The organism is Brevundimonas sp. FG128 (assembly GCF_057809775.1).
Genome location: NZ_JBMDKP010000004.1, coordinates 28,158 through 45,185 on the forward strand (window position 1 = coordinate 28,158; position 17,028 = coordinate 45,185).

The 17,028-nt window shown below is 67.1% G+C and carries 14 protein-coding genes and 1 pseudogene; 2 read left to right on the plus strand and 13 right to left on the minus strand.

Features of this window, described 5'->3' with window-relative positions:
• Positions 1–5: 5 nt before the first annotated feature.
• The 7 genes from ACODSC_RS11655 to ACODSC_RS11685 form a co-directional block, all read right to left on the minus strand.
• Positions 6–656, minus strand: a complete 651-nt coding sequence (locus tag ACODSC_RS11655; RefSeq protein WP_488814099.1) for a DUF1345 domain-containing protein — start codon at positions 654–656, stop codon at positions 6–8.
• Between the two features lie 69 nt (positions 657–725).
• Positions 726–2,387, minus strand: a complete 1,662-nt coding sequence (locus ACODSC_RS11660) for a carboxylesterase/lipase family protein (RefSeq protein ID WP_488814100.1) — start codon at positions 2,385–2,387, stop codon at positions 726–728.
• Complete coding sequence (locus tag ACODSC_RS11665) at positions 2,384–3,712, minus strand: spinster family MFS transporter (protein WP_488814101.1); 1,329 nt, start codon at positions 3,710–3,712, stop codon at positions 2,384–2,386. The genes ACODSC_RS11660 and ACODSC_RS11665 overlap by 4 nt, the downstream gene beginning before the upstream one ends.
• Before the next feature lie 32 nt (positions 3,713–3,744).
• Complete coding sequence (locus ACODSC_RS11670; RefSeq protein ID WP_488814102.1) at positions 3,745–4,995, minus strand: serine hydrolase domain-containing protein; 1,251 nt, start codon at positions 4,993–4,995, stop codon at positions 3,745–3,747.
• Positions 4,988–5,689, minus strand: a complete 702-nt coding sequence (locus ACODSC_RS11675; RefSeq protein WP_488814103.1) for a TetR/AcrR family transcriptional regulator — start codon at positions 5,687–5,689, stop codon at positions 4,988–4,990. Before ACODSC_RS11675 ends, ACODSC_RS11670 begins: the two co-directional genes overlap by 8 nt.
• 73 nt (positions 5,690–5,762) lie before the next feature.
• The gene (locus tag ACODSC_RS11680; protein ID WP_488814104.1) at positions 5,763–7,352 is read right to left on the minus strand and encodes an AMP-binding protein; all 1,590 of its coding nucleotides are present in this window, start codon (positions 7,350–7,352) and stop codon (positions 5,763–5,765) included.
• A gap of 65 nt (positions 7,353–7,417) precedes the next feature.
• The gene (locus ACODSC_RS11685; protein ID WP_488814105.1) at positions 7,418–9,592 is read right to left on the minus strand and encodes a TonB-dependent receptor; all 2,175 of its coding nucleotides are present in this window, start codon (positions 9,590–9,592) and stop codon (positions 7,418–7,420) included.
• Positions 9,593–9,774: 182 nt separating this feature from the next.
• Here ACODSC_RS11685 and ACODSC_RS11690 point away from each other — a divergent pair, with 182 nt between their 5' ends.
• Entirely contained in the window at positions 9,775–10,653 is an 879-nt protein-coding gene (locus tag ACODSC_RS11690; protein WP_488814106.1) for an SDR family NAD(P)-dependent oxidoreductase, read from the plus strand.
• Positions 10,654–10,666: 13 nt separating this feature from the next.
• On the opposite strand, the gene ACODSC_RS11695 is transcribed toward ACODSC_RS11690, so the two are convergent.
• Genes ACODSC_RS11695 through ACODSC_RS11710 form a run of 4 tightly spaced genes read right to left on the minus strand, consistent with a single transcriptional unit; the run spans position 10,667 to position 14,786 of the window.
• Positions 10,667–10,921: a hypothetical protein gene (locus tag ACODSC_RS11695; protein WP_488814107.1), complete on the minus strand. Its 255-nt coding sequence runs from the start codon at positions 10,919–10,921 to the stop codon at positions 10,667–10,669.
• Between the two features lie 55 nt (positions 10,922–10,976).
• On the minus strand, positions 10,977–13,517 hold the full coding sequence (gene ctaD / locus ACODSC_RS11700) for a cytochrome c oxidase subunit I (protein WP_488814108.1): 2,541 nt from the start codon (positions 13,515–13,517) through the stop codon (positions 10,977–10,979).
• Positions 13,514–14,491, minus strand: a complete 978-nt coding sequence (coxB, locus tag ACODSC_RS11705; protein WP_488814109.1) for a cytochrome c oxidase subunit II — start codon at positions 14,489–14,491, stop codon at positions 13,514–13,516. The genes ctaD and coxB overlap by 4 nt, the downstream gene beginning before the upstream one ends.
• The gene (locus ACODSC_RS11710) at positions 14,481–14,786 is read right to left on the minus strand and encodes a c-type cytochrome (RefSeq protein ID WP_488814110.1); all 306 of its coding nucleotides are present in this window, start codon (positions 14,784–14,786) and stop codon (positions 14,481–14,483) included. Before ACODSC_RS11710 ends, coxB begins: the two co-directional genes overlap by 11 nt.
• A 328-nt stretch (positions 14,787–15,114) precedes the next feature.
• Here ACODSC_RS11710 and ACODSC_RS11715 point away from each other — a divergent pair.
• Positions 15,115–15,573 (plus strand): annotated as a pseudogene (locus tag ACODSC_RS11715) (c-type cytochrome); the annotation flags it as partial.
• A gap of 10 nt (positions 15,574–15,583) precedes the next feature.
• Here the strand turns inward: ACODSC_RS11715 and ACODSC_RS11720 are convergent.
• Complete coding sequence (locus ACODSC_RS11720) at positions 15,584–16,303, minus strand: cytochrome b (RefSeq protein ID WP_488814111.1); 720 nt, start codon at positions 16,301–16,303, stop codon at positions 15,584–15,586.
• Positions 16,300–17,028 carry a cytochrome c oxidase assembly protein gene (locus tag ACODSC_RS11725; RefSeq protein WP_488814112.1) on the minus strand — a complete coding sequence of 243 codons (729 nt, stop codon included), beginning with the start codon at positions 17,026–17,028 and terminating at the stop codon, positions 16,300–16,302. Before ACODSC_RS11725 ends, ACODSC_RS11720 begins: the two co-directional genes overlap by 4 nt.

The following is a 17,028-nucleotide window of genomic DNA, read 5'->3' on the forward strand; positions in this document are numbered from 1 at the left end:
ACGCCTCAGAACAGCGTCGCCGCCAGATTGACCGTCAGCGCCAGGATGACGGCGTTGAAGAACCAGGCAACCAGAGAGTGGATGGTCGCCACTCGTCGCAGCCTGCGGCTGGATATCTGGATGTCTGCTGTCTGGTTCGCCACGCCGATGACCAGGCCGAAGTGCAGGAAGTCCCAGTAGGTGGCGTAATCCTCGCCCGGAAAGATCAGCCCGCCACGGTCGCCCCCTCCGTCTTCACGCGGCGCATAGAAGCCGTGCGCATAGTGAAGAGCGAAGATCACCTGCACATACAGCCAGGACAGGCCGACGGTGGCGATCGAAAACGCCGCCTGTCCCAAGGAAGATTGTGTCCCGTTCAGCGTGGCCATAACGATGACCAGAATACTGGCGATCGCGGCCGCCATACTGAGCGGCAAGACCAGCGCCCCCGCCTGGTCCAGCTCTGCGGCCCGCCGACGTATGTCCTGCTGCGACCGCGCCCGGGCGATGTGCACAAGGGTGATGACCAAAAACACCACAACGCCCGCGTCCCACCCCGCCGCGAGCCTGAGCGGCAAGCCGGCGCGGGCCGGTGTCGCGGCCGCCACGACAATCAGCACCGCCAGCCCCAGCCACAGGGCGAAATGGATCCGAAACGACCGCGCGACAGACCCCATGCCTCCGGATCGCGCATTTGCCCCATGCGGTCCAGCGCTTTCCCTCCCGCCAGGCGGGAGGGATCGGCCTCAGTCGCAGCCCTGCGTCCTTGCAGGCAGGACGGGCGACGCGAGGCCGACGTTCCAGTTCCAGGGCGCCTGGCCGGCCGCGCGGCGGCGGCACATCGTCTGTTCGTGCAACGCATACATGCCGGGCAAGAGGTCCGCTGCGGCGCGCGGCGTAGCTTCAAGGGTCAAATAGGCCTTCGATACGCCATAGGGCGCCCAAGGCACGCCGGCGGTGGCTTGCGGCGCGCCAGAGCGGGCGAAGCTGGTCCAATAGTCGATCATGGCGTCGGAAAGCGCCGCCTCTTCGGCCGTGTCCGGGATCTTGGGCCACAGAGGCGGCGTGCGGTCGCGGGCGCCGAACATGAAGGGCAGTTCGCTGGCGTGGAAGGCGTGCAGGCCTGCGGCGTCAGCGGCCGGATAGCCATGGTCGAAATAGTAGAGGAAGGACTGCTGTCCCTGAGCCGTCTGAGCGCGCACGAGCCGTTCGGAGGTCCAGCCGTAGAGGGCGTCCCGCGTCGTCGCCAGGATGCTCTCGGCCATGTCTGATGACGGATAGAGGCGGAGGAATTCATCCGCCAGATCGCCGTAGCGCTCGCGAATGGTCTGTTCATACGCGGCGGGGCTGGCCGGCGTGGGCGGCGCCAGGATCTTCAGCGAGCGGATCTCGCCGCTGTTGAACCCGGCCAGAATGGGAACGGGGGCCTGTTCGCCGCGATCGAAGATGTCGACGAGTTGACCCGGCAGAACCTTGCCGTCCACGGCGCCGAAGGGCGAGAACCCGGCGACGGCAGCGGAATCGGTCAGGGTCTGGGCGTCCATCGCCCGCAACACCCTGGGGCTCGGCGCCTGGAGCGCGCGCGCCAGTCGGGTACCGGCGCCGTCGGCCGCGGGCGCGCCGTATTTGGCCGCCTTCAGCTCGGGGGTGGAGATCATATAGGCGCTCTGGGCGATGGCCTTGGCGAACAAGCCCCGCGCCGGCGGGGAAGCCATCAGATACATGACGCTGAGGCCCCCCGCGGATTCTCCGGCGATGGTGACGTTGGCGGGGTCGCCGCCGAAGGCCGCGATGTTGCGCTGAACCCACCGCAGGGCCTCGATCTGGTCCAGCAGGCCGTAGTTGCCGGATATGCCGTCGGGCGATTCCGCGCTCAGGGCGGGATGCGCCAGATAGCCCAGGACGCCGAGGCGGTAGTTGATCGAGACCACCACCACGCCCTCGGACGCCAGACGGGCGCCGTCATAGAGGGGCTCTCGGCTGGAGCCCGCCACCAGCGCCCCGCCGTGGATCCAGACGATCACCGGCGCCTTGTCCGCGTTCGGGGCGCCCCAAATGTTGAGCGTCAGGCAGTCCTCGCTGGTCCGCCCCAGATCGGTCGAATAGATCGTGGCCATGCGCGGCGTGGGCTGAACGCAGGCTGGACCGAAAGCCCCGGCGTCGCGGACGCCCGCCCAGTGGGGCGCCGCCACCGGCGGTCTCCACCGCCCCTGCCCGACCGGCGGAACGGCATAGGGCACCCCTTTGAAGGCGCGCACGCCCTCTTCGATCCATCCCCGGAGATCGCCGGCCGGCGCGTGCACGGCGGCGTCGGCCTCGACCGGGACGGTCGCCTGCGCACCGGTCGCGCCGCAGAGCGATGCGGCGACGAGGGCCAGGCCGGCGAGGCGGTTGAAGGCGCGGATCATTGGCTGGCTCCAGTTTGCTGCGTTCTGCGGCCCAGCACGCGGGCCAGCCAGAAGAAGAGGCCGATGGCGAGAAGGTAGAAGGGCACCAGGGTGTACAACGCCATCTGAAGCGAATTGTCCGGATGGGTGGCGCGGAAGAAGTCGCTGGCCGCGCCGACATAGGTGGGGCCGAGCCCCAGGCCGATGAAGTTCATCACCAACAGCAGCAAGGCGCCCGACATCACCCGCTGGTTCGGACGGACCTCGGCTTGCACCAGGGCCACGGAGGAGGACAGATAGAAGTAGTTCAGGAAGGTCGGACCGGTCAGGAACACCAGCGCCAGAGGCCAGGTCGGGGCCCAGACGAAGGCGCAATAGAAGGGAATGGCCAGGATCAGGGAGATGGCGGGCACCAGGCCGTAGGCCTGTTTGGAGACGCGGGTGAACCGATCGATGGCCCAGCCCGAGCAGAAGATGCCCGCGCTCATGCCGATGCCGACGACAAGAGCGTACCAGATCGCCACATCGCCCAGGGCCATGCCCTTTTCACGCATCAGGAACAGGGTGGCGAAGTTGCCCAGGCCGTAGGTGATGAACTGGGTGGCCCCGCTGCCGAACGAGGCGAGCAACAACGCCGGGCTGGTGAAGAACATCTTCAGCGTTTCCAGGAAACCCGCGCGCGCCTGGACTGCGCCCACGGCGACCCCGTCCAGTCCGCCGCGACGCGGCTCGCGCACGACGAAGACGACGGCGATGGCCGCCACGATGCCGACAGCGCCTACCACCAGGAAGGCGTCACGCCAGCTGAAGGCCGCAGCGATCGAGGCCCCGAAGGCGATGCCGAGCGCCGCGCCGATGGGCGGCCCCAGATTGTAGAGGCCCAGCGCCATGCCGCGACGATGGGGCGGAAAATAGTCGGCGATGATGGCGTAGGACGGCGGCACCCCGCCGGCTTCACCGAAGCCCACCGTCATGCGCGCCACCGCCAGCTGGGTGTAGGTCCGCGACAGGCCGCACGCCACGGTCGCCGCGCTCCAGATACCGCAGGCGATCGCCAGGACCCGCACCCGATTGGTCCGGTCGGCCAGCCAGCCCACGGGAATGGCGATGAAACAGTAGAACATCGCGAAATACAGACCGCCCAGCAGGCCCAGCTGGCTGTCGGTGATCTGCAGGCTGTCCTGAATGGGCTTGGCCAGGATCGACAGCAGCTGCCGGTCGAGGAAGTTCAGCACATAGATGAACCACAGGGCGCCCAGCGCGACCCAGGCGCGGCCTCCGACCGACTGGCCGGCGGGCGGGGCTTCGATCGCGCCATCGGGAACGGTCGCTTCGGAGTGGCTCATGGTCGTTTCCTCCTGCGGACCTGATGGTCCGTCTATTTTTCGGGGTGGGTCAGGGCCTGGTAGACAAGGGTTCGCGCCCGGTTCCGGAATTCACTGCTGATGGGGTCGGCCATCCGCTGGATCATGCCGACGAAGACCAGATCGTTCTCGGGGTCGATCCAGAACCAGGTGCCGCCGCCCCCGCCCCAGCTCAGGGTTCCGCGTCCCTCGACCATGCCGATCCGGCGCGGGTCCATGGCCACGGACAGGTTCAATCCAAAGCCGAAGGCGGGGTTGAAGGGCAGCAGCCGCAGGGGATTGGTCACGGCCAAAATCGCGTCCGGAATGACGTTCGTGGACATAAGCGCGACCGCGACCGGCGACAGGATGCGCACCCCGTCCAGCGCGCCGCGATTCAGGATCATCTGACAGAAGCGGGCGTAGTCGCCGGCGGTCGATACCAGTCCCCCACCCCCGCCCTCGAAACGCGGCGGTCGGGTGAAGTCGTTGATGGGCATGTCGAAGGCCTCGGTCGCAGGCTTCAGCCCCCCGGCGCCGTCATCGAGATACATGGTCGCCAGGCGATGGGCGTTGTCCGCCCGCGTCTGGAACGCCGTATCGACCATGCCGAGCGGGCCGAAGATTCGCGACTGCAGGAAGTCGCCGAACGACTGGCCGGAAATCCTCTGGACGATCAGCCCCTGCAGATCCGTGGCGACCGAATAGAACCATTCGCTTCCCGGCTGGAACAGCAGCGGCAGCGAGGCGACGCGAGCGACCATTTCTTCGAGACTGTCGGAGGCCAGAACCCCTGCCTGGCGATAGGCGCGCTCGACCGGATGGATGTCGAACAGGCCATAGCCAAACCCGGCCGTGTGGCTCATCAGCTCGCGCATGGTAGGCGACCGGGCGGCGGCCGTGGTGCGCAGCGTCCCATCGCCTTCGGCGCCGTCGAATACCCGCAGGTTCGCCAGCTCGGGTAGGAAGCGGGTCACCGGATCGTCCAGACTCCAGCGGCCCTCCTCGAACAGGATCATCAGGGCGACGCCGGTCACCGGCTTGGTCATGGAATATATGCGGAAGATCGCATCGCGCGTCAGCGGGTCAGGACTGTCGAGGTCCGCCTTGCCGAAGGTGTCGAAGGCCACGATCTGACCATGCCGCATCAGCAGCGTCGAGGCGCCCGCAACATGACCGGCCTCGACCATGCCCGCCATATAGGCGTCGAGCCGGGCCAGCCGTCCCGCGTCGAAACCAACGGCCTCGGGGCTGTCGGCGAAGGGAAGGCCGCCGACGTCAGGCATCGCCCGGTCCCGCGCGCGCCGCTGCGCGGTTCTTGCAGATGCCGATGAAGCCGTGAGCCATGAACTCGGCCATGCGCGCCTTGATGGCCTCGAAGTCGTCCGAGCGGCACAGGCCGTCCGACAGCCGGTCGATCCGCCCCGTCCGCGCCAGGGTCAGCGTCAGGGCGCCGGTGACGAAATGGTAGCCCCAGAAGACGTCCTCGTCCGAACAGTCGGGCATGGCCTTCTTCAGCAGACCGATCAGGCGCAGCACGACCGGATCATAAAGCCGATCCATGATTTCGGCGCCCCAGGCCGGGGTGTTGTTGATCTGGGCGCTGAGCGCGCCGAAATTGCGCCACCCCTCCCCGCCCGTCGAATAGGTGTCAAGGTCGGTGTCGAGGAAGGCCCTCAGCGCGCCCTCGACCGTGGGCTTGCCGTCGACCGACCGCTCATAGGCGTCCAGGGCCTTCATGCGTCGACCGCTGGTGACCGGCGCGCGGCGCGCCATCACCTTGTCGAACACCTCCTGCTTGTCGGTGAAATAGTAGTGGACCAGCGACTTGTGGACCCCGACGCGGTCGGCGATGTCCTTGATGGTGACGGCTGAAAATCCGTGCTGGGAAAACAGCGCCTCGGCCGCGTCGAGCAACTGCTCCAGGGTTTCGGCGCGTTGCTCGGCCTTGCTGCGCGGCTTGCGGGGCGATTTCGACATGACCAGAACCTCGAGACGGTTCGGCGCGCACCCAAATCGACGCGCCGACTCCACAACGGAAACGGCGCTCATCCTATGCGCCTCCGTAGGTGGCGCGAAGCTGCGTCTTGTTGATCTTTCCCGTCGCCGCCAGCGGCATGGTTTCGACGCGAACGATGCGGTCGGGGATCCACCAGTCCGCGACCCGGCCTTTCAGACTGGCCTTCAGATCGCCGTCGTCGATGGCTGACCCCAGGGCGGGTTCGATGACCATCAGCGGCCGCTCGCCCCATTTCGGATCCGCGCGGCCGATCACCGCGACCAGGCCGACCGCCGGAAGGGCGCCGACGATGTCCTCGATCTCGACCGGGTTGATCCATTCGCCGCCCGACTTGATCAGGTCCTTGGACCGACCGGCCAGCGTCAGATTGCCTTCGTCGTCCAGCACGGCGAGATCGCCCGTATCGAACCAGCCGTCGGCGTCGACCGCATCGACCTCCGCGCCGAAATAGCGGCGGGTGACGCTGTGCCCGCGCACCTTCAGCCGCCCCACGGCGTTGCGCTGCTCCGGCAGGGGGGCGCCGGCCTCGTCCGTCAGCAGCAGGTCCAGCCCCATCGGCGGTCGTCCCGACGCCTTGGCCGCACCGGGGCGGTCGCTGCGGGGCGAAATGGTCCCTTGCGGCGACAGCTCCGTCATGCCCCAGCTGGTCTGTACCGTGGCGCCGAGGCGGCTCTCCATCCGCCGCAGCAGGGCGTCGGGGCAGCTGGAGCCGCCGATGATGACCCGCTCCAGGCTGGGCGTGTCCTCGCCCGCCGCGTCGAGGTGGTCCAGCAGGCCCAGCCAGACGGTGGGCACGCCGACGGCGACGGTGGCTTGATGTCGGTTGATCAGCCGCGCCAGTTCCCGGCCCTCGGTCACGCGACCGGGCAGGATGAGGCCGGCGCCGACGGCAGGCGCGGCGAAGGGCAGGCCCCAGGCGTTGGCGTGGAACATGGGCACGGCGACGAGGACCCGGTCGTCCGAGGTCAGCGCCATGGCGTCCGCCTGCAGCGAGCGAATGGTGTGCAGATAGTTGGACCGGTGGGTGTAGGCGACGCCCTTGGGCGCCCCCGTCGTCCCCGAGGTGAAGCAAAGCCCCGCCAGCTCCCGCTCGTCGAAACGGCCCCAGTCCGTCGCACGGCCTTGGCTGGACAACAGGGTCTCCAGGTCGTCGCTCGGCAGAGCGGCGTCGTGTGCGGGCTGATCTCCATCCAGCAGGATCAGGCGTTCCAGACACGGACAGGCGGCCGCCAGTTGCTCGGCCATGGCCGTCAGACCGGCGCCAACGACCAGAACCCGATCCTCGGCCTGGGTGATCATGGCCGACAGGTGCGCCACCGTCAGACGGGGGTTCAGGGTGTGGCAGACCAGGCCGACGCCCATGGCGCCATACCAGACCTCAAGATGGTGCTGGGTGTTCCAGGCCAGGGTCGCGATCCGCTCGCCGGGCGCGAGGCCCAGATCCAGAAGCGCGCCCGACAGCCGGTTCGCCCGATCCCGCAGATCGGCGTAGCCGACCACTGCGTCCTCCGCTCCGCCGGCCGTCGCCACCGTCTGGGTCCCATGCCATTTCGCGCCGTGATCGAGAAAGCGATCCACCGTCAGGGCGTAGTCTTGCATGGGACTGAAGGCGGAAAACGACATGCGGCGGGATGGTCCAGGCGACAGGGGCGGCAAAGACGACGACAGGCGCCGTCCTCGCCTGCAGACTAGAAGGTGCGGGTCAGGTTCAGGCCGTACTGCCGGGGCGGGCCGGCGTAGCGCAGGCCCGAGTTGATGGCGGCGATATAGGTCTGGTCCGTCAGGTTGGTGGAATAGGCGGCCAGCTTCCAGTCGCCCTTGGCGTAGGTGATCAGGGCGTTGACGATGTTGCGCTCTTCGAGCTGATCGCCCAGCGCCGCGTTGTTGAAGATGGTCGTATAGGCCTCGCCGATATGGGCGTAGTCCACACGCGGCGTCAGGGTCGCGCCGCCGCCCAGATCGAAGGCGTACTGCGCCCCGATATGGAAGGTGAACTCCGGCGCATAGCTCTGGCGGTTGCCGCTCAGGTCGCGGCAGTTGGCGCTGGATGGACCGGCATCGGCGTCGCACAGACCGGTGCGTCCCAGGCGCGGATCGGCGGCGAAGAAGTCGCCCAGTTCCGAGCTGGAGACCGAGGCCGCCACGTCCAGCGACAGCGGGCCGAAGACCGCCTGGGCTGAACCCTCGACGCCGGCCAGAATGGTGTCGCCGCCCACGTTCATGATCGAGGTGATCTGGGGATATTCCGGATCACCGATGTTGACCTGGAAGTCCTTGTAGATGGTGTAGTAGGCGCCCAGCTGGGTGCGCAGACGCCCGCCCAGCATGGTCGATTTCCAGCCGGCCTCGATGTCGGTCAGGTCCTCGGGCTCGAAGCTGCGCGCAGGGCGATACAGGTTGGCGGTGTTCAGCCCGCCCATCTTGTGACCCGTCGCCACGAAGCCGTAGACGAAGTTGTCGTCGTTCAGCTTCCAGTTCAGCGTGACCTTGCCGGTCACCTTGTCGTCCTCGATCTCGGCGTTCTGCAACAGGTCGATGCCGAACTGCGGATAGGTCGTGTGGACATCGTCATTGGTCGAGGTCGAGCGGGCGTAGCGCGCCCCCACCTGCAGCTGCAGCCGGTCGCTGATGTCGTAACTGGCCTGACCGAAGATCGCCGTCGTCTCCTTGGGCGTGACGCCCCACAGGTAGATGTCCAGCACGTTCTCGGGGAAGCCGATGTGGTAGTCCGCCGTCGGATACGGTCCGGCCGGGAACTCGACGCGATCATATTGGTAGTAGAGGCCCAAGAGCCAGGTCAGCCGCTGGTCGTCCGGCGAGATCAGGTTGAACTCCTGCGACCAGACCTGTTCCTCCACCGTGTCGTAGAAGGTGTTGTTCAACAGGCTCGTGCCGTCCAGATCGGTGGCGAACTTGGCCGTGCCGTTCTGATAGCCGGTGATCGACCGCACGGTCAGGCCGTTATCGAACACATAGCTGACGTTCAACGAAGAGCGGACGAACTCGTCGTGCGCCTCGTTCGGACCGTTGCTGGTGATCTCGAACGGATCGTTGGACGACAGGGCCGGATCGGCCGGATAGCCACCCATGTCGATGTTGTTGTAATCGGTCTTGAACAGCACCCGCAGCGCGTCGCTGGGCGTCCACAGCAGGCTCGCGCGCACGCTGTTGGAATCGATGTCGCCGGGCGTGCCCTCATAGGGGCCGGTGATGTCCCAGAAGCTGTCGCGGGTCTCATGGTTGAAGGCCAGGCGCGCCGCCAGGGTCTCGCTCAGCGGCAGATTGATCGCGCCCTGAAGCCGGATGTCGTCATAGTTGCCGGCCTGGGCGGACACATAGCCGTTGATGCCGCTGAAGTTCGGATTGGCGGCGGTAATGAAGACCGCGCCCCCGGTCGCATTCGCGCCGGCGAACGTGCCTTGCGGCCCGCGCAGGATTTCGAGGCTGGCGATGTCGTAATAGGGCTCGGTCTGGAAATAGCCGGGGAAGGCCGCGACGCCGTCGCGGTAGGTGATGACGCCCACGCCGACCGCCGTCGTCGCCTCGGACTTGCCGATGCCGCGCACGTTGAAGAAGTTGCCCTGGCCGAAGTTCTGGACCGTGACGGCGGGGGCGGCGAACTGGAGCTGGTCCAGCGAGGTGACGCCCTTGTTCTCCAGATCCTGGCCGCTCAGCACTGTGGCCGCGACGGCCGTCGTCTGCAGATTGCTGGTGCGGCGTTCGGCGGTCACGACCACCTCGCCCAACACCGTTGCGCCGTCGGTGTTCGCGTCCGTCTGCCGATCGTCGGCCTGCTGGGCCTGCGCGGCGCCGGCCCACAACAACACGGCTGCGGATGTCGATATCCAGAGCTTGCGGCCCATGGTCAGTCCTCCCTCGATGTTTCCTCGGCGCTCTTCGTCGCCATCGCAGCAAGGTCACACCGATTGCACGCGGAGTCAACTTCACTAGTCGCCGAGTGAATATTGACCTTTTGGCCAATGTCGCGCCAGGATGAGGAAACGTCGGCGCGCGTCCGGCGACCTGTGCCTCTGGAGGAAGTCTCATGACCATCGATCTATCCGGCCGCGTCGCCATCGTAACGGGGGCCGGCGGCGGTCTGGGCCGCACCCATGCCCTGGCCCTGGCCCGCTACGGCGCCAAGGTCGTGGTCAACGACATGTCGCCCGCCGGCGCTGATGCCGTCGCCGAGGAGATCAAGGACGCCGGCGGCGAGGCCCTGCCCTGGACCTGCAGCGTGACGGATCGTCAGGCCGTCGCCGCCATGGTCGATGGCGCGGTCGAACGTTGGGGATCCATCGACATCCTGGTCGCCAATGCCGGCATCCTGCGCGACCGGACCTTCGCCAAGATGGAGCTGGACGACTTCGCCGCCGTGATCGACGTCCACCTGATGGGTTCCGTCAACGTCGCCAAGGCCGCCTGGCCGCATATGCGCGAGAAAAACTACGGCCGCATCATCTTCACGACCTCGTCGTCCGGCCTTTATGGCAACTTCGGCCAGTCGAACTATTCCGCCGCCAAGATGGCGCTGGTCGGGCTGATGCAAACCCTGGCGCTCGAAGGCGAACGCAACGGCATCCGGGTAAACTGCCTGGCGCCCAGCGCCGCCACCCAGATGACGGAAGGCCTCTATTCCGCGGAAGATCTGAAGGGCCTGTCATCCGATCTGGTCAGCCCCGGCGTCGTCGCCCTGGCCGCCGAGACCGCACCGACCCGCGTCGTCCTTCTCGCCGGCGCCGGCGCCTTCGAACAAGCCCACATCACCATGACCCAGGGCATCTACATCGGCCCCGCCGCGGACGCCGCGGACCAGATTTCCGCGCAATGGCCCCAGATCGGCGACCGTACCGACGAGCAGGTCCCCGCCTCCGGCGCCGCCCAGTACAACCACGAGGTCCAGCATCCGGGGCGGTCCGCCTAACCCCGGGGACGCCCTATCGCACGATCAGCGGCAGGGTCTGGAAGCCGACGCCGATGCCGGCGATGACGCAGGCGCCGAGGGCGACGTGAAGCTCGAACCGCTCGCGCGCGTCTGCGGGGTGGCGGCGCAGCATCGTCGTCACAAGTAGACCCAGTCCCACCACGCCCGCCAGGCAGGTCAGGCTGAAGACGATCCCCGCCAGCACCCAGGCGGGGTCGTCGGCCGTTGCCGCGACGTCCGCCATGGAGGTGATCAGATAGACGCCCATGAACTGGGTCGCCCAGATCAGCAGTCCGCCCGTCAGGATCAGCCAGCGCCTGATGTCAGCCTCCCGGGAACAGGTGGGTCAGGACGGCGGCGTAGACGCCCTGGGCCGCCGAGAAGCCGATGAACAGGGCGATCAACTGATAGGTGGACGGCCGCTGGGGCGACAGCAAACCAGAACTCCAACGCGCCAAGGCGAACAGCCCCATCAGGCCGCAGATGCCGGCGAACATACCCTGCCAAGCCAGCAGGGCGAAGACGGTCGCCCCCTGGCTGTTGACGTCGGGCCGCAAGCCCGTGTCCCACCAGGCGGTGAAATCGACGCCCCAACCGGCCAAGATCGCCAGGCTGGCCGACAGCATCAAGCCGGCGGCGATCATCCCACTGCGGGGCCGATTAAAGGCCAGGGCCTTGACCGACAGCCAGGCCAAAAGCCCCGCCGCCGCCATCAGGGCGACCACCAGGAACAGCGACATCATCTCGGGCGGCGCCTGCCACAGGTCGGGACGTCGGCTCCACAGGAAGATGTAGGAGAAGCCCGCCATGACGGCGACCATGCCCGCCACGATCAGGGTGATGACCATGGCCCACCAGCCGTGGCTGCGAGGGCCGGAAACATAGGTAGGCACGCGCACGCCACCGCCGATGTCGATCGTGGTCTCGGCGTTCGGCAGATCCAGCCGCCAGCACCATTTCAGAATGCAGTACAGCGCCAGCAGGCCGCTGATCACCGACGCCAGATAGGCCTGGATGGTCAGGATCAGGAAGAAGCCGGCCGTAAACACGGCCGCCCAGACATACCAGCTGGAGGGGCGCGGCATCCGCAGCAGATACTGCGGTTCGGCGTTCAGGGGGCTGGTGACGATGGTCTCGCGTTCGCCACGCGGGGCGCCCGGCAAGAAATAGCGGCCGGCCACGACGTCGCGCGCCAGGGTCTTCTGATCCCAGCCGGGATAGAGGGATTTGATCACCGGAATGGAGCGCAGCGAATACAGCCCCGAGGGCAGCCACTCCAGCCCCGGTCCGTCGAAGACATTGCCCGCCTCCTTCTTTCCGAACGGACGGAAGTTGCGGATCATGTCGATGACCCACAGCAGCACGGCCAGCCCGAACATGAAGGAGCCGATGGTCGAGATCATGTTGGGCAGCTCCCAGCCCCGGTCCGGCAGATAGGTGTAGACCCGGCGCGGCATGCCCATCAGCCCGGTCAGGTGCATGGGCATGAAGGTGACGTTGTGGCCGACGAACATCAGCCAGAAGATCCACTTGCCCCACCGCTCGCTGAGCGGCCGGCGACTGGACATCGGGGTCCAGTAGTAGATGGCCGCGAACAGCGGGAAAACCATGCCGCCGATCAGGACGTAGTGCAGATGGGCGACAATGAAATAGCTGTCGTGGGCCTGCCAGTCGAACGGCACCATGGCGACCATGACCCCAGTCAGTCCGCCCATGACGAAAATCACCAGCCCCCCGACCGCGAACAGGCCGGGCGTGTTGAACCGCATCCTGCCCGCCGCCAGGGTGGCGATCCAAGCGAAGACCTGCACCCCCGCCGGCACGCTGACGGCCATGGAGGCGGCGCTGAAATAGTTGATGGAAATCTGCGGCATGCCCGTGGTGAACATGTGGTGCGCCCAGACGCCGAAGCTGATGAAGCCGGTCGCCAGCATGGCCAGAACCACCAACCGGTAGCCGACCAGTTTCGTCTGGGCGACGGCGGGAATAATCGTCGACATCGCCCCCGCCGCCGGCAGAAAGATGATGTAGACCTCCGGGTGGCCGAAGAACCAGAAAAGGTGCTGCCACAGCATGGGGTCGCCGCCCTTGGCCGCATCGAAGAAGGGCCAGCCCAGGGCGCGTTCCAACTCCAGCAGCAGGGTCGACAGGATGATCGACGGGAAGGCGATGATGATCATGCAGGCGAAGATCAGCATGGCCCAGGCGAAGATCGGCAGCTTGTCCAGCGTCATGCCCGGCGCGCGGGTCTTCAGCACCCCGACGATGATCTCAATGGCGCCGGCGATGGCCGAAATCTCGATGAAGCCGATGCCCAGCAGCCAGAAGTCGGCGTTGATGCCTGGCGAATAGGTCATGCTGGTCAGCGGCGGATACATGAACCAGCCGCCGTTGGGCGCCAGGCCGAAGAACAGCGAACAGAAGAAGGCCAGCCCGCCGATCAGATAGGCCCAGAAGGCGTAGGCGCTTAGGCGCGGAAACGGCAGATCGCGCGCGCCGAGCATCTGCGGCAGCAGGGCCACGCCCAGCGCCTCGACCGCCGGCACGGCGAACAGGAACATCATCACCGTGCCGTGCATGGTGAAGATCTGGTTGTAGGTTTCCTGCGCCAGGAAGCCCGTCATCGGCAGGGCCAGCTGGGTCCGCATCAGCAGGGCGAGCACCCCCGCCAGCACGAAGAACAGCATGGCCGCGCCGACGTAGTAGATGCCGATGAAGTTGTTGTTGATCGCCGTGATCCACTCCCACGGACGACGTGGGCCGCACCAGACCTCTTCGAGCTGTTCCAGCTCGCCTTCGGGCCTGGGCTCGGCGGTGGGGAAGCGTTTGTAGAGTTCGGGATCGAAGCCGGTTTCCGAACTCATTTCAGACTGTCCAGATAGGCGGCGACGGCGCGCAGATCCTGGCCCGTCAGCACGGGATAGGCGGGCATGCGATTGCCGGGCTTCAGGCTCTGGCTGTCGGAAATCCAGCCGGCCATGGTTCCCTGATTATTGGGCAGTATGCCCGCGCCTAACGTCTGACGCGATCCGACATGTGTCAGATCAGGCCCCGCCAGGCCGTTCGCCTCGGTCCCGCGAATGGTGTGGCAGGCGGCGCAGCCCGAGGCGGCGAAGACGTTTCGGCCCTGATCGATCAAGGCCATCGGGGCATGGGGCGACGCCACGGCGGCGACCGGACGGGCCTGTTTCTCGCGCCAGACGGCGTAGTCCTGCGGCGCATGGGCCACGACCACCAGCCCCATCAGGGCGTGCGGCCCGCCGCAGTATTCGGCGCACTGACCGCCATAGGTCCCCGCCTGATCGGCTTGCAGCCGCATGAAGTTCCGACGGCCAGGGATCATGTCGGTCTTGCCGCCCAGACGCGGGACCCAGAAGCTGTGGATCACGTCGGCGCTTTCCAGTTCGAACACCACCGGCTGTCCCACCGGAATATGAACCTCGTTGGCGTCTTGGATGATCTCGCGGCCCTGGTCGTCCAGATAGGCGACCCGCCACCACCACATTTCGCCGGTCACACGCACCCGCATCTCGCCGGGTCTGGGCGCATCCGCCACCCGCGCCGTCGTGGTCAGGCCATAGATCAGCAGGCCCGTCAGCACGACGACCGGAAAGACCAGGCCGGCGATCCAGACCAGCCGCTCGCCCCCGACCCGCCGCTTCCACTTGCGCGGCCCGAACAGGGCGACGCCCAGCGCGACCAGCACCACGACCATCACCACCGCCGCCATGACGAACAGCACCCAGGCCACCGTCTGGATCGGCCCGGCGAAGGGGCCGGCCGGGTCTAGCACGGGCGGTGGCCAACCGGCGGTTCCGGGCGTGGGGTCAGTCGTCATCGAGCGTATACAGATAGGCCGCGACATCGCGGGCTTGGTCTTGCGTCAGGGGCATGGGCGGCATGGCGGTTCCGGGGTCCAGCGACGGCGCGTCGATCAACCAGCGGATCAGGACATCGGGCTGGTTCGGCAGTCGCCCGGCGATCAGGGGGCGGGCGCCGAAGCCGGCCAGGTCTCCGCCGGTTCGCCCCTCGGGCCAGGCCACGCCCGGCGTCTTGTGACAGGCCGCGCACCCGACCGTTTCGATAAGGACCAGGCCGTGTGCGGGATCGCCCTGGGCCACGGGACGGGGCATATCCGCCTTGTCTGCGCAAGCGCCAAGCACCGGAGGCGCGAGCGCGAGCACGGCCAGCACGGCCGCCCTCATCCTGTCGCGTCCGTCGCCGAACCCATTCGTCCCCACCCTGAAGCTTCGGCTGTCCAATCCCTCGCCCGGACGGAGGTTCCGCCCTGCGACATGGCGACCTAGCGCAAGGGGCGCAGGAACCTTCGCCATACCGACGGGTTCGTTGGGCGTGCGCGCGCCCCTTTCGACCCTCGCGATCCTGATCCTGCTGGCTGGATGCGACTCCACAGCAGGCCAGACGGATCGCGCCTTTGCGGCCGACGGCGAGATCATCGCCATGAGCGGCGGCGCCGGCGGGGCCGCCAACGCCTGTTTCACCTGCCACGGTCTGGACGGCGGCGGAGATGGAGTGGCGGCGCCGCGTCTGGCGGGGCTGGATGTCGGCTATCTGCAAAAACAGATGGAGGATTACGCCTCAGGCCTGCGCCCCGACGACGCGATGACGCGGATCGCCAAGGCGCTGGATCAGAAGGGCCGGAGAGACGTCGCCGCCTGGTATGCGGCCATGCCGGCGCCGCCCGCCACCCCGGCGTCCGGCGCACCTGCGCCCTCGATCTATCTGACCGGCGACGCCTCACGCGGGATCGTCGCCTGCGCCTCATGCCATGGCGCGAACGGCGAAGGATCGGGCCAGGGCGGCAATCCGCAGATCGCCGCCCAGCCGTTCGCCTATACGCTGGAGCAGATCGATCGCTGGAAGTCGGGCGACCGCCGCAACGATCCGCGCGGCGTCATGGCCGCCGCCGTCAAATCGCTTTCGGACCCAGAAGCCCGCGCCATAGCGTCCTGGCTGTCGATGCAACCCGCTTCTCCAGCGCCCGCCAGCGCCGCTGCCACCGGGTCCGCTTCCGTTGACGCAGCGGCACGACCGGCAGCATCGCGTGAAACACGTCGTCCCTATCGATCAGATGGTGCTTGAGTGCGGCGCCCGCATGGATCGGGATCATCAGCAACAGGGTCACGACCAGGCCCCAGTGCATCCATTCCGCCGCCGCCTCGATCGCCCATAGCTGAGTGTTTGACAGGTCCTGAAGCGGCAGCAGCGGCCATTTGATGAAACCCAAGGTCTCCAATTGCCGCGTCCGATCCGTCGCCGAAATCATGGCCCAGCCCGACAGCGGCAAGCCGAACAGACAGATGTAGAAGACATAGTGGGTCACATGGGCGGCCATGCTCTCCCACCCCGGCTTGTCCGCATCGTTGATAAGATTGGGCGCCAGCAGCCGCCATGACAGCCGGCCGATCACCAGGATCAGCATCAGCACCCCGACCGCGAAATGCAGGTCATAGGCCGCCATCATCGCGCCGCCCACCGGCTGACGTCCCATCCACCAGCCCCAGCCGAGCTGGAAGATCACCAGCCCCGCCATGACCCAGTGAAACAGGATGCCGACGGGCGAATACCGCCCCTCGTCATGGTGCCCCGCCGCCCACTCCAGCAGCTGTCTGAACAGCCGTTCGATCATGCGGCGTTCGCCTGCACGTCGGGTCCCAGCATCTTGCCAAACCGCCACAGGGCGGCGAACAGATAGAGCGCCGACGCCGGAGCCCACATGATCAGACCCGCCGCCTGCTGATCCTCCAGCGGGGTCAAGCCCCAGGCGAGGGTCGAATAGGCGTGGGGAGCATAGACGGCCTGGCCGGCGAACGTCAGCACCGCCCCCAGCAGCCCCATGGCCAGCATGGCCGCCAGAAGCCCGCCGACCGCCGCAGGCGCGGTTGATCCTCGCACCACGGCCCAGAACCACGTGGCGCTGGCCAGTAGACTGATCTGCATGATCCAGTAGAGCGCGTCGTTGGACAGGGCGGCGGCATAGGCGTCGGGGGCATGCCAGCCCCAGAAGACAACTGCCTGCACCAAGGTCGCCAGCGCGAGAGACCCATAGGCGCGCCGTGGCAAGGCGGCGGCGATCAGGGGTGCGGCGACGGCGACCAGCAGGACATGGTGCACGGTCCGGGCCGAGAACAGCGCCGAACTGAGCGCGCACAGGGGCGAGACGAAGCCGACCCCCAGCACCGCCATCGCCGCCAGCCCATAGGTTCGCCGCGCCCCTTGAAGCCGGAACGCGATCAACACCGTGGCCGCCGCCATCAGCATCAGAAGCACCGGGTCAAGGTTCCAGCGCCAGTCGCCCGCCTCCGGCGCCGGGCCGCAATAGGGCGACCATATCATCGCAGGGTCGGTCACCAT